10 protein-coding genes, 1 pseudogene and 1 riboswitch are annotated in these 13,138 nt (G+C 62.7%); of the genes and pseudogenes, 5 read left to right on the forward strand and 6 right to left on the reverse strand.

Features of this window, described 5'->3' with window-relative positions:
• Nucleotides 1-556: 556 nt before the first annotated feature.
• Nucleotides 557-842, reverse strand: a pseudogene (locus WAO18_RS21940) (chorismate pyruvate-lyase family protein); the annotation flags it as partial.
• Between the two features lie 103 nt (nucleotides 843-945).
• Entirely contained in the window at nucleotides 946-2,703 is a 1,758-nt protein-coding gene (locus WAO18_RS21945) for an AMP-binding protein (protein ID WP_422208347.1), read from the reverse strand.
• 455 nt (nucleotides 2,704-3,158) lie between these two features.
• On the opposite strand from WAO18_RS21945, the gene WAO18_RS21950 reads away from it, so the two are divergent.
• The 4 genes from WAO18_RS21950 to WAO18_RS21965 all read left to right on the forward strand — a co-directional run bounded on the left by WAO18_RS21950 (nucleotide 3,159) and on the right by WAO18_RS21965 (nucleotide 6,461).
• A complete protein-coding gene (locus tag WAO18_RS21950; RefSeq protein ID WP_422208339.1) occupies nucleotides 3,159-3,488 on the forward strand; it encodes an SNF2-related protein in 330 nt (109 codons plus the stop codon).
• A gap of 311 nt (nucleotides 3,489-3,799) precedes the next feature.
• Nucleotides 3,800-3,911: riboswitch (SAM riboswitch) on the reverse strand.
• Nucleotides 3,912-4,072: 161 nt separating this feature from the next.
• Nucleotides 4,073-4,363: a DUF7427 family protein gene (locus WAO18_RS21955; RefSeq protein WP_422208340.1), complete on the forward strand. Its 291-nt coding sequence runs from the start codon at nucleotides 4,073-4,075 to the stop codon at nucleotides 4,361-4,363.
• A 664-nt stretch (nucleotides 4,364-5,027) separates the two neighbouring features.
• Entirely contained in the window at nucleotides 5,028-6,197 is a 1,170-nt protein-coding gene (locus tag WAO18_RS21960; RefSeq protein ID WP_422208341.1) for an alpha/beta hydrolase fold domain-containing protein, read from the forward strand.
• 12 nt (nucleotides 6,198-6,209) lie between these two features.
• Nucleotides 6,210-6,461: a hypothetical protein gene (locus WAO18_RS21965; RefSeq protein WP_422208342.1), complete on the forward strand. Its 252-nt coding sequence runs from the start codon at nucleotides 6,210-6,212 to the stop codon at nucleotides 6,459-6,461.
• Nucleotides 6,462-6,520: 59 nt separating this feature from the next.
• On the opposite strand, the gene WAO18_RS21970 is transcribed toward WAO18_RS21965, so the two are convergent.
• Genes WAO18_RS21970 through WAO18_RS21980 form a run of 3 tightly spaced genes read right to left on the reverse strand, consistent with a single transcriptional unit; the run spans nucleotide 6,521 to nucleotide 10,285 of the window.
• Nucleotides 6,521-7,120, reverse strand: coding sequence for a hypothetical protein (locus WAO18_RS21970; protein WP_422208343.1), 600 nt, complete (start codon nucleotides 7,118-7,120; stop codon nucleotides 6,521-6,523).
• A 49-nt stretch (nucleotides 7,121-7,169) separates the two neighbouring features.
• Complete coding sequence (locus WAO18_RS21975; RefSeq protein ID WP_422208344.1) at nucleotides 7,170-8,783, reverse strand: long-chain fatty acid--CoA ligase; 1,614 nt, start codon at nucleotides 8,781-8,783, stop codon at nucleotides 7,170-7,172.
• Nucleotides 8,780-10,285 carry a WS/DGAT/MGAT family O-acyltransferase gene (locus tag WAO18_RS21980; protein WP_422208345.1) on the reverse strand — a complete coding sequence of 502 codons (1,506 nt, stop codon included), beginning with the start codon at nucleotides 10,283-10,285 and terminating at the stop codon, nucleotides 8,780-8,782. Before WAO18_RS21980 ends, WAO18_RS21975 begins: the two co-directional genes overlap by 4 nt.
• Before the next feature lie 114 nt (nucleotides 10,286-10,399).
• Between WAO18_RS21980 and WAO18_RS21985 the strand changes: the two genes are divergently transcribed.
• Nucleotides 10,400-11,692 (forward strand): PucR family transcriptional regulator, encoded by a 1,293-nt coding sequence (locus tag WAO18_RS21985; RefSeq protein ID WP_422208346.1) that lies wholly within the window; start codon nucleotides 10,400-10,402, stop codon nucleotides 11,690-11,692.
• Between the two features lie 6 nt (nucleotides 11,693-11,698).
• On the opposite strand, the gene WAO18_RS21990 is transcribed toward WAO18_RS21985, so the two are convergent.
• Complete coding sequence (locus WAO18_RS21990) at nucleotides 11,699-12,667, reverse strand: NAD-dependent epimerase/dehydratase family protein (RefSeq protein WP_422208348.1); 969 nt, start codon at nucleotides 12,665-12,667, stop codon at nucleotides 11,699-11,701.
• Nucleotides 12,668-13,138 lie beyond the last annotated feature (471 nt).

Here is a 13,138-nt window from a genome sequence, read left to right on the forward strand (position 1 = left end):
CGGCGGCAACGGCGGCGACGGCGGCGACGGCATTTTGGGTGCGGGCGGCCACGGCGGCTCCGGCGGCGATGCCTATGCGCCCGGAGCCGGAAATGGCCTCGGTGGCCTCGGCGGCTCCGGCGGTTCGGGCACTCCCCCGGGCCAGCCGGGCGTCAACGGCACACCGTAGAGAGTGGACATGGCTGCTCGCAGGCGGTGACGCGGGCTCGCAGCTGCGTGGCGGTTTAAGACATGCACGCAAGCGGCGCATGGGTCGGTGACACGCTATTTGGAACGAGAGACATTGCGGTGATTCCCGTCCCATGTCAGCAACCGATGTGACGATCACGCGGTCACCACCGCCACGGTGGCCGCGGCAGTCACGGCGAACGGGACACGCCCCAGAAACGGCGCACACGCAGCGAGGTGATGCGCTGTCGTGCAAGGAGTTTCGTGACTCGTGCATCAACACAATGCGAACTAGAGGGGTGCGACCCCATCGGTGGTAATGCCAGTGAGATCAACCCCGATGCTGACTTGTCCGCCCCGTCCGACCTCAAGCTTGTCACGATTGCGGCGGTAACCGATCGATGGCAATCCACGACTCCGCAACCACGAAGGCTTCCCTGAACTCCGGCCTTTAAGTAAGATACGACGTTCAAGAACGCGGCCGCTGGCTAACTGTTCCAACTTGGTAATCTTCGGCGCGAGATGGTGAATCTCCTGTTTATTATCTGTACGACGATCCCATCGTTAGCGACAACGCAGAAAATCCGAGTGAGGGTGCCATTAGTTGCTATAAGTATCCGACGGCCGCGATCGAGCTTTCGAATTTTATCATCAGAGAGAAAGCGCTCCGTCATATCTCAATTTCTTGGTCGCCGCAAATCAAGATCGAGCCGATCTTCGTTACCGGATAGCCGGCCAGCCAATGTCGAAGTTGGGGTTCCGGGCGGATGCGGGCCGTCATGCCGGCACATCTAAGCGCGTAAATTGGTGCTGTAGGTAACGCTCGACGCAGGCCGAACGCCGGACTTTACCGCTGGTGGTGATCGGAATCGAGCCCGGCGCCACCAGAACAAGATCCGAGATGCGCACTCGGTGCGACTTCGCTATTGCGGTGCTGACTTCGCGCTTGACGGCACGGAGCTTATCCAGCGCTTCCTCGTCACTGTGGCCCCGCTTCTTGAGTTCGATGATGGCGACAAGCTGCTCTGTGTATTCATCCGGCACACTTATCGCCACGACCCGGCCGCCGGTGATTTCCTGAATCGTCGCCTCGACATCGTCTGGATAATGATTGGATCCGTCGACGACCAACAGATCCTTGATGCGGCCTACGATGAACAATTCCCCATCGGAAAAGACGCCGAGGTCTCCGGTCCTGAGCCACGGATCTTCTGGTGTGCCGGGCGGGGGACTGACAAGTTTTGCACCGAACGTCCGCACGCTTTGTTGGGGGTTTCGCCAATAGCCCATTGCGACGTTATCCCCATGCACCCAGATTTCACCGATCTTTCCCATCGGATTCTGCATCCTGGTGACCGGGTCGACAATCTGCACTGTTGACGCCCGGGGCGCGCCGTAACTGACCAGCTCGGCGCCGCCATCCGCTTGACTGTCACAGCGCTTCGCCTCACCGGCGGACAAGTGCTGGTAGTCAAAGCGGACACTCCTCGGTGCGTGTCCTGGTCTTGCGCTGGCCACGTACAGGGTGGCTTCCGCGAGCCCGTATGACGGTCGAATGATCGTCTCACTGAGGTTGAAGCGGGCAAACCGGTCGGTGAAACGCTTCAGGGTTGCGGCGTTTACACGTTCGGCGCCAGTGATGATCGCCCGCACGTGCCCGAGATCAAGCCCGGCCATATCGTCATCCGATGTTCGCCGCACTGCCAATTCGAGACCAAAATTCGGTGCGCTAGAACCGGGTCCGCTGTATTTGCCCAACAATTGCATCCATCGGGCTGGCCGTTCCAGAAATGCTATCGGACTAAATAACACTGCAGTGTCTTGATTTATCATCGGCATGAGAATGCCTGTCATCAATCCCATGTCGTGATAGAACGGCAGCCACGACACCGAAGTTGAGGGAACCTGTTCTGAATCTGAATCCTCAAAGTAATCGGACCACATCTGCCCGCAGTTGGTGACGACATTCTTATGCGAGACGGTAACGCCAGTCGGCTGGCGAGTCGCCCCCGACGTGTACTGAAGATATGCCGTGTCCGGATGCGCATATCGAGTCGCATCGAACTCTCGCGGGGCGTCCAGGTCTAGTAAGTCCACCGCCACGACAACCGGTGCAGGTCGACCGGGCGCGGCTCGCTCAAGGGACGCATATCTTCTGACGTCGTCAATGATCGACGAGGTTGTAAGAATGACGGTCGGTAAGGAATCCCGCAATGCGGATGAAACTCGTTCGTCATGAATGCCCAACTGAGGCGCGGGAAGCGGAACTGCGATGAAGCCGGCCTGTAACGCCCCCAGAAAGGCAACAATGTATTCCAGCCCCTGAGGGGCCAGTATCGCCGCCCGATCACCGATCGATCCGCAGCTCCTGAGCTCCGCTGCCACGCTCACCGCTCGCCGGTGGGCCTGCGACCAGGTGAGGCCTTCAGCAAAGCCCGCCGGATCTACTTCATAGTCGATGAAGGTGTACGCCGCCCGATCGGGCAGCTGGGTGGCGACCTTCTGCAGCAGTGCGGGAAGCCACGACTCCGTCATCGCGAATCGCGTCGCGATGCCATCCGCCTGCTGTACTGCTTGCCCACCCGGTGCTAGTGCCGGTTGTGTCGCTAGCTGGACACCAGCGTGGAGTGACCCAGTGATCGCGTTTATCACCGCCCCTCCTTCGGGTCAATGGCATGGAGACTAGCGTTAGCCCAGTACCAGTGACGGCAAATCAGCAAAATATCGGACTGATGATAATTAACGCTGATGGTATTAAGACCATTTCACCGATATCAACGTTTTTGACGCCACGCCGGTTTGGCGCGGCGTATGGGCTGGATGCACCACGCTTGTCAGCGGCGGTTCAGCTCGCGACTCCTCAGGAGCCCAGGGCCGCCTTCCTTGATCAGCGGTAGAACCTGGAAGGGCTGATGCCACCCAGCTAGATCCTCCGCCATGGCACCACCCTGAAGCCCTACGCCCACCAGACGATTGCGGTTTACGGGGCGATGCTTCCCCAACCACAGTTGCGGTTCTTGTTGGCCGATGAGCCTGGGACCGGAAAGACGATCATGGCGGGCCTTTACATCCGCGAGATGCAACGGCTGGGCCTGCTGCGGCGAGCGATCATCGTGTGCCCCGCCAACCTGGCCACGAAGTGGGTCGACGACTTCGCACGGGTGCTGGGCGGTGACCTGAAACACATGACTTCAGAAACAACCGCCAGAACGCCGTCAACACCAACGAGCTGTGAGTCATCAGCCTCGAGCTCGCGGCCACCAACCCCGCCGTTCAAGACACCATCCGACCGGATAAGGCCGGCTGGGACTTGGTCGTGATCGATGAGGAGCACCGCCTGACACCCACGGCGGCTTGAGCGTATAGAGCACCGTGCGGATTTTGACGGCAGTCTTGACTTAGCTTGTGCGGCGGATACTTTTCGTGCCATAACCTACATATTGTTAGTGGAGCTAAGGGGACTCGAACCCCTACCTCAACCAGGGAAAATGCAGCCCTAACTGCAGTTTCATTCCGCCCCGTTCCGACTCAGTCCCGCTCGTTACCCGCGGTTTCGTTCTCGGGTCTTGACGGCGTCAAGAGCGGCTACCTACCCCTCCCGAACGTCGGCGGTCGTCACGAGCCTGCATACGAGACGCTCTTGCCCGGCACCGGTTGCGGGCTCAGCCGATTCGTCATCCGGGCCACCCACGAGCGTGAGGTTGGCGTGCCGTCCAGTCGGGGCTTGTCGATGACAGACGACCGACACGATGACCGCCGCCGCGCTTGCGCCGAGTGGCTGCAAAGGGGTCGGCCCGCGAGGACGCGTTGCCATCCAATCGCTATCAGGGACTAACCAAGCCAGCGCCTGAACTTCTGCGCCCGGGGCACCGTCTTCTTAGACATGAAGGGAGTGCAAAAGCGAATGCGTAACTCCGATCGAGCCTGGCTGGCGCTAGCTGCTGGGGTGGCAGCCTACGACTTTGCCGCCACCGATGAGGAGCAACTGACCAACGCAGCCCGCCGGTACTTCAAGTCTCAGCCAGTCGCCACCGCATCGATGATTCTGATGACCGGCCTGCATCTGATCGGCGGCATACCGCAATGGTGCGACCCGTTCGCGCTGTTGTTCGCCGCACATCGACGGCTACGGGCTGGCGCAGCCCTGGACGCACGATCGATGACATCCGTATTTCCCCACCGCGGCGCATGGTGATGTTCGGTCGAACCGGGCATATTCGCCGCATCGACGGATCCGTGATCCGGCTTGATTTCGAATGTGATCACTACATAGGAACCTTCTACGCGCCCGATATGCATATCAAAGCGCAGGCTATGGGCTCGCTCGCCAAAGTTCATTCAGTGATGTTGAGCTGGAGATGACCATGGCGCTAGCCGGTTTTGTTGCAACGCAAAGACTTATATGCAGCCTGAGCGGAATCGCCTTATCCCTTAGAGGGTTTGAGGGACTACCACCCCGCCGTGCACAGCGACGAGGACCCGAGGGGTTAAGTCACCGGCCCTGGAACCGCGGCTCCCGGTCTCGACGAACGCCAGGGCCGCATGATGGTCGGCCGTGAGGCCGGTATGCACGTGATGGGTTACCCTCGCGGTCCATGCACTCCTCGAGGCGGCCATGCACGGCCCGGTTGAGGTTCTCTATCCCGACAGCTTCGGCTTGCGTCGCGCTCAGACGTTCGGAGAAGTAGTACAGCTCCTTGGCTTTGGCCGGGCCGACCAGACGGCCGTGCGCCTGTCCGCGCATCCCTTGGCTGAGACTGCAAGTTACCGAAATCGTTGTCAGACATACGTATAGTATGGAATAGTCGTCAGTGAGCGATATTCGGTATGGCGCTGTCATCCGTTGCTGGAGGTCGACAATGAACGTCGCGAACAGGCCGTCACAGGTTAGCGGTCCGGCGAGGGTCTGCCCCGCCGACTCAGTGGGTTCGGATTCGATTGATGCCGTCCCGGCTCGCCGGGGAACATCGGTCGTCGTGTTCGACCGGCGAGACTCAAGGATGGTTCGGGAAACCGTGGAGGGTGATGCGAGCATCGCTGGTCGGCTCGCCTGGCTCGCCGCTCGACTTACCATCCGGCCAGCCCTGACAATCGGTAGCTACCTGCCCAATATGCCGTGGCCATGGGGCCTCCTCGACTTCGCCACCGGGGCCGTGAAGCCCGCACCTGGCAGCGTTCGCACCACGATTCGGTTGCCGCTCTGTACTGCACGATTGGTCCGTGCCGCCGGCGTGCTGGCTGCCGACGGCACCCGGCGCGTGGTGATGTACATGCACGGCGGCGCCTTCCTGACTTGTGGCGCGAATACCCATGACCGGCTCGTCACCAAGTTGTCGAAATACGCCGATACCCCCGTGCTCGTGATGCAGTACCGGATGGCACCCGAGCATTCTATCGGCGAGGCGATCGACGATTGCTATGACGGCTACCGGTGGCTGCGTGGCCGGGGTTACGAGCCCGAGCAGATCGTCCTTGCCGGCGACTCCGCCGGAGGCTACCTGTCAATCGCACTGGCCGAACGACTGCTCGACGAAAACGAGGAACCTGCGGCCCTCGTCTGCATGTCCCCGCTGATGCAGATCGCCAAAAGCCCCAAGCAGACACACCCCAACATCTGCACCGATGCGATGTTTCCGGCCAAGGCGTTTGACGCATTCGCCGAGCTGATTACCAGCGCGGCCCGGCGTCACATCGTAGACGGGCTCCCGGAGGAGATCTACGAACCGCTCGACCACATCGAGGCCGGTCTGCCAAGCACATTGATCCATGTATCCGGTTCCGAGGTCCTGCTGCACGACGCCCGGCTCGCCGCGCGGCGGCTGGCCGCGGCGGGAGTACCGGTCCAACTCCGGGTGTGGCCCGGCCAGATGCACGTGTTCCAGATCGCCGCGCCGATGGTGCCGGAGGCCACCCGGTCGCTGCGCCAGATCGGGGACTACATCCGCGAGGCGACCGACCGAAAAACCAGGCCACGGGTCGTGCGGGCCTGTAACCGTCCCAACGCCGCACCGCTAGCCAGCGCCCGGTGACAAGACGAGACCATGAAGATATCGGTGATGATCTGGTGCATCCATCTGATGGTCACCCAACAGGTCGGCAATCGCTGCGGCATCTCCAAGACCCGCCTCACCACCATCCTGCGCGAGCAGGGCATCACCATCCGCCGCCAAGGCCTCACCAATGAACAGGTCACTGATGCCGCGGGGCGTTACTTCGCGGGCAGATCACTTGGCGTGGATCGGGGTCCACTACAACCTCTTCATAGTTTGTCCGGTGGGTCTCGGCGGTGTTGACCGAGGGCTGACCGCTCGCGCGTCAGCCCCCGGCCTTGCTCCGTTCAGACGTGTTGAACTCAGGCGGTGAACGGGTTGTATGTCGGGAGTGGCTTGATGAGCGGAGCGAGCAACTTGCCCGACTGCTCGGCGGTCAGCACGTCGGCCGGGTCAAGCGAAATGATGTCGCGGACCGACTCGTCGTACTCCCAAACGTCCTCGCCGATCAAACGGCCTTTGTCGTCGTAGGGCCAGATCATGTGCTCGGCGGATCTCACCAAGTACATCGCGTCGGGATCGACCGGGGCACCCTCGGCAGCGAGAACGCTCCCGAGAGTCTGCTGGTACATCGTCGACGTCGAGACGATCATGTGGTCGCTGACCGCGAGCTTCTCGTCGTCGGTATAGAAGATGCACTGATCTGTGCGGGTCCACTCGTTGTACACCGCTTGAACGGCTTCGGCTCCGTCAAGCGTGATCATCTTGCCGAGCATGTTGAAGTGATAGACCGGCTTTTCGACCGTCATGTCTGGCGCGAAGATCTCTTCCCACCGGCCGGCCATCTCCAGGTAGCGGTGTCTGTTGTAGGCATGCAAGAGGTAGAGGTGGCGCTTGTTATCTGTCGTCTCGATCAATCGCTCGACGGCGCGGTTGGTCTGGGTGATGTCGAAGCGGCTCATTTTTTGGTTCCTCACTGTGGGTTGTTGTTCGACTTCTTGGATGGATGGGTCAGGCTGACGCGAACTGGTCGCGCAGCGCTGTCTTCTTGAACTTGCCGGTGGCCGCGCAAGGGATGGTCGCCACGAATTCGAAGCGATCCGGCAGTTGCCACTTGGCGAATTCCTGCGCAAGGTGCTTCCGCAGCTCGTCTGGTGACGCGTCAGCGCCGTCGCGCAGTGACACGACCGCGAGTGGGCGCTCGCCCCATCGGTCGTCGGGTACGGCGATGACGGCGGCCTGCGCGACGGCGGGATGGGCCATGAGGTGGTTCTCCAGGTCAACTGAGGAGATCCACTCGCCTCCGGACTTCACCAGATCCTTTGAGCGGTCGCAGATCCGGATGCAGCCGCGCGCATCGATGCGGACCACGTCTCCGGTCTTGAACCAGCCGTCGGCAGTGAAGCTGTCGGCGCCCCGGCCTCCGTGGTAGCTGGCTGCGACCCACGGCCCGCGGACTTCGAGCTCGCCCGTGGCGGCGTCGTCCCAGGCGATGAACTGCCCTTCGTCATCCCGCGCGCGTATTTCGAACAACGGGCTGGCGACGCCCTGGCGGCCGCGGTAGGCGTACTGCTCGTCGGCGTCGCTCTCGTCCAGGCTGGCCGGCAGCCGACAGACTGAGCCCAGCGGGGCAGTCTCGGTCATACCCCAGGCCTGGACGACGGTGAGGCCGTACCGGTCGAACCCCTCGAACATCGAGCGCGGCACGGCCGCCCCGCCGACGACCAACCGGTCCAGGGCCGACAAGTCCCACCGACTGGGCTCGGCGTCGAGCGATGCCAGCATGGCCATCCACACGGTTGGTACGCCCGCTGCCATCGTGACGCGTTCGGAGGCGCACAGGTCGAGTACGCTCTCGGCGTCCAGGCGCGGACCCGGCAAGACCAGAGCCGCGCCGGCGAGTGCCGCGGCGAAGGGCAGTCCCCACGCGTTCGCGTGAAACATCGGCACGACGGGAAGGATTGTGTCCCTTGCCGATACGGACAGCTGATCGGGCAAGGCCGCCACCATCGAGTGCAGCACCAGGGCGCGGTGCGAGTAGACGACGCCCTTAGGCCGGCCGGTCGTGCCCGAGGTGTAACACATCGCCGCCGCGCAACGTTCGTCGAGCTCGGGCCACTCGAGCGATTCACCGCCCGCGACGAGCGACTCATAGTCGAGCGTTCCGGCCGGCGCCGCGCTTTCGTGAGTGACGACGATAGTGTGTGTGAAATCACCTGCAGTACAGAAGGTTTCGAAGACCTCCAGAAGTGACTCGTCGACGACGATCACCTTGTCGTGCGCGTCCTCGACAATATAGGCGAGTTCCTCAGGAAACAGGCGCGGGTTGAGCGTGTGGATGACGGCACCCATCGCGGGTACCGCGAAGTACAGTTCGAGGTGCTCGCTCTGGTTCCACAGCAGGGTGGCAACGGGGTCTCCGTCGCGAACACCGAGTTCGGCCAGCGCCCAGGCAAGCTGCCGGGCCCGACGGGCGCAGGCGCCCAGGGTGGTGCGAACTATCGCTCCAGATGGGCGGCGGGACATCACCTCTCGATCGTGAAAGCGCTCGGCGCGCTCGATGATGCTCGTCAGGGTCAGCGGGTAATCGTCCATGCTGCCGCCGCTGTGAATGCGTTCGGTCATCGTGTTGCTTTCTTCTTGGCCAAGTGAATTACAGACGAGTGCTTTTGGGCGAGGTCGCGAAGCTCGTCCAGTCCAGCCCGCAGGGCGTCGAGCAGGGGCCACGGGTCGTCGAGCTGCTCGCGATCGACAACAATCCCGAACTCCAGGGAATCTTGGTAGCTGAACACAGTGATGTTCAGACCTATCCCGTCAAGCACCCCGGAAATCGGGAACTGCGAACGCTGGCGTGCACCGCCGAGATACAACGGCGTAGGGGAACCCGGAACGTTCGAGATAGCTACGTTGACAGGCTGATTGATGCCGCGGATGCCGGCCAAACGAGACGTCGCCCGGCCCGCCTGAGCCAGCAGAGCCGGGGGGATGAAGTGATTGGCATCTTGCATCAGTGATGCCGGCAGCGCCTTGTGGCGATCCTTCGCCGATTTCATCGACGCGTTGATTCGGCGTAGACGCTGCACCGGGTCGGCCGTCTCGGACGGAAGCTCAGTGATCATCACCGAGACCCGGTTCCCGAAGGTCCCGATCTGTTCGGGTGTTCGGACCGACACCGGAATGAAGCCCAGCAGCGATTCGGTCGGAAGTTCGCCGCGCTCGTCCAGCCATGAGCGCAGCCCCGCTGTGCAGATGGCCAGGACCACGTCGTTGACCGTGCACCCGAAGGTGGTCTTGATCATCTTCACGTCGTCGAGCGACATCGACTCGAACGCGACCCGGCGGTGTGCCGATATTCGCGTCTGAAATCGAGTCTGTGGGGCGACGAGGCTGTTTCCTTGTAGCGCAGGTCCGGCGAGTCGTATTGGCAGGGCCCGCTTGACCAGTCGACTGCTCCGGGCGATCGCCTTCACCCCCGGCACGTGGCGGAGCGTCGCCACGTCATCCAGGTGCGGCAGTGTGGTCGGCGCGGCCTTCAACGCGCGCAGCGGCTGGCGCCACATCCCGACGAGGCCGCGGCCCAGCATCTCCATTTCGGACGGGAACCGCTCCGCCACTACCGCGGGTGCGGCGTCGAGGTCGCGACCGGTCGCTGTGTCGTCGAGCAGCACGCTTAACACCTCGGCGCCGGAGACTCCGTCAACGGCAGCGTGATGCATCTTGGTCAGCACCGCCACCGAGCCGTCCTCCAGACCCTGGATGACGTAGAGCTCCCACAGCGGGCGGGCGCGATCCAACTGCCGTCCGATCAGATGAGCTACCAGGTCGGCCAGCTGCCGCTGGGTGCCTGGAGCGGGCAGCGCGGCGTCCTGAACGTGGTACTCGACATCGAACGTGCCATCGTCGACCCAGTACGGGTGGTCGAGGCCGAACGGGACAGAGGCCAGTCGCCAACGGAACGTCGGCAACAGGTGCATGCGCGCCGTCACCAGCTCCCGAACCAGCGCCGCATCAAGCGGGCGCCCGGACGCGGTTTCGGCGTCGAACACCCCCAAGACGCTCACGTGACCTTGGGTGCGGCCGTTTTCCATGGCCAGGAACTGGGCATCGAGGCTTGTAAGTTGTCGCATGCATTGATGGTCGTTCCCCGCGGCCATCAACCGCTCGTCTGCGTGCGCCAACAATGGCTGCCGCCATTGTCGAATATCCACACCTTCTCGACGTGCGGCGATAGCGTGAAACACATGGAGCCGGCCTGGGTGGGTGCTCAGGGCGAAAGTGAACGAGCACTGTGGTCGACGGTCGTGCAGAAGGCGGCCGTTGAACTCACAGAACGTGCCCGCGAGATCTCCGATGCGGTCACGCTCTACACGAAAGAGCGGCTGCCTGATCTGTTCGATAATGCTCAGGCGCTGGAAGCCAACCGGGCTAGCACGGAGGCGAGCGTCCGCGACTTCGCGGAGATACTGCGGTCTGGTGCCGATCCTGTGGAGGCGGTAAAACTCCCGTCCGCGACCCTGGACTACGCCCGCGATGGCGCCCAACACGGCGTGCTGCTGACCACGTTGATGCGTAGCTACCGTCTTGGCCACGCCGCGACGTCTCCACTCCTCAGGGCGATCCTGGCAAAGCACGCGGCGGATGCCGAAGAACTGACCTCAGCGACCGACCTCTGTTCAGCGTGGCTATTCGCCTACGTCGACACAGCGCTGTGTCTGGTCGAGGACGTATACGTCACCGAGCGTGAGCGGTGGATCCGCAGCGCGGCCGCCAGCCAGGCGGAGGCGATCAGCACCATCCTGTCCGGGCAACCGATCGACATCGACGTCGCCGGCCGGCGGCTGCGTCACGACCTGCGCCGGGTGCACGTCGCCGCAATCGCTTGGCTGGACGCTCACGAAGAGGGCCGCAACACCCTTGACCTTCTTGAAGCCGCCATCCGCGACGTCGCGGCGGCGATCGGCACCCAACGACCTCTCATTCAACCTCTCGGCACACTCTCGGTGGCCGCATGGATTAGCACCAGCAGCCCGGTGCCCTCCAGAGTTCTGGACGAGCTGCGGTTCAAGACAGCGACGGCACCGGGCGTCCGCGTGGCTATCGGCGAACCGGCGCCCGACATCGCGGGATTTCGTGCCAGCCATGTCGAGGCACTCGAAGCACAGCGGATCGCGCGGCAGGCAGGCAGCCAGGAAGGCAGCATCACCCGCTACAGCGCCATCTCTCTGCGTGCACTGGCCACCGTAAACATCGATCAGGCCCGCGACTTCGTTGCACGCGAGCTGGGCGCATTGGCATCGAAGGACGACACCACACGCCGGCTCGCGGCCACGGTACGCACGTATCTCGACGAGAACGGTAGCCGCGGCCGAACCGCCAAACGACTCAGCATCCACGAGAACACCGTCGCTTATCGGCTCCGGCAAGCCGAGGAACTGTTGGGTCGGTCAGTAGACAAGCGCACTCTAGAGCTGCGGGTCGCACTCACCCTGGCCGATGTCGTCGACGAGACGCCTGAAACGAGCCGAGGCGTCTGACCGCACTTAGACCGCCCCGGCCAACGCCTCCAGGGTTTGTGCGGCGTTGTACTTGGGAGCCCAGCCGAGGAGGGCCTTGGCTCTGCCGGTGTCCATCACGACAGATGTCCTAGCCACGTGGACAATGCCAGCTTCGGCGGGCAGGAACGGAAGTCGGGCCACCACCGCCGATGCGATGGTGGCGGTCGCGGCGGGCACCCGTACGGGGCGTCCGCCCAGCGTCGCCGCGATCTTCGACAGCGATGTCTCGCTGTCCCCGGCGATGTTGTAGGCCCCCGCCGGAGCCGCAGTCGTCGCCGCCAACCCGATGGCAGCAGCGACATCGTCATGATGAACGAGTTGAAGCGGGTGCCCGGGGTCGGGGAAGGGCAATTTCAGCAGCGGTATCGCGCGTGTGACCGACCGTATTGCAGAGGGAAAGCAATTCCACGGCATCGCGTCGGCAAGTGCGGTGGCCTTCGGTCCGGCGACGATGCACGGACGAAGCAAGAAGACTTCCAGCGATGAGCCATCGGTGATTTCGGCGAGCGCGGCTTCGCAGGCGGCCTTCTGCGCGGAGTAATCGTGCTCGGGTGATCCGCGGGGCGGAACGTCTTCGGTGATCGGATGCGGGTTGTCGGAGTAGTAGCCGTAGGCCGCGGCCGAGGACGTATAGACCAGCCGCTTGACCCGCTCGGCAGCAACGGCGGCCTCGAAGACAATGCGTGTCCCTTCAACGTTGACGCGTTCACTTTCCGCGCGAGATCCCAGGACGATGAATGCGAGGTGGATGAGGACGTCGGCCTCGGCGACCAACGCGTCAACGGCTCCTCGGTCCATGATGTCGCCCTGCTGGTACGTCGTCTTTTTCCACCCGTGCGTGGCAGGATCGAACGGCCTCCGGGCCATCCCGATGATCCGTTCCACGGCGGGATGTTGTTCCAAGGCTGTCACCGCCGAGATCCCAATCTCGCCTGTTGGTCCGGTCACCGCCACGGTGAGTCCCGTCGACTTTTCGTCTCCATAGTCGAAAGAATCTGATGGCTTCGCTGTCCGCTTGGCGCGGTTGCCTACCTTTTGTTGTCGCATGGGAAAACGATCGCTGAGCGAGGCCATCGCACGCTCGTCTGTTTGCGCTATTAAGAGAGCGTCTGTTTGGCGAATCTCCGCACTCGATTGCCGATGCGCTCACCGATGCGGCTCCGCCGCGATGTGGGCAGCACTGTTGAAAAACCGTCGCAGTTTAAGCAAGCATCTCTGCAGGAACCACAGGGGTTAAGGACACTTAGGTGTCGAAAAAGTGGAGCTAAGGGGACTCGAACCCCTGACCCCCACACTGCCAGTGTGAAACCAGGTGTGCTGTGCTGTGTCGCCCCGTCCACCCCGATCGCAACGGTGCACGTCAGCTGGCTGATTTCGTGGTCATGTGTCCACACGGTGTGCGCTAGTGATCGGGCGTCTTAGGAC

This window comes from Mycobacterium sp. (assembly GCF_049278535.1).
In the GTDB taxonomy this organism is placed as follows: Bacteria; Actinomycetota; Actinomycetes; order Mycobacteriales; family Mycobacteriaceae; genus Mycobacterium.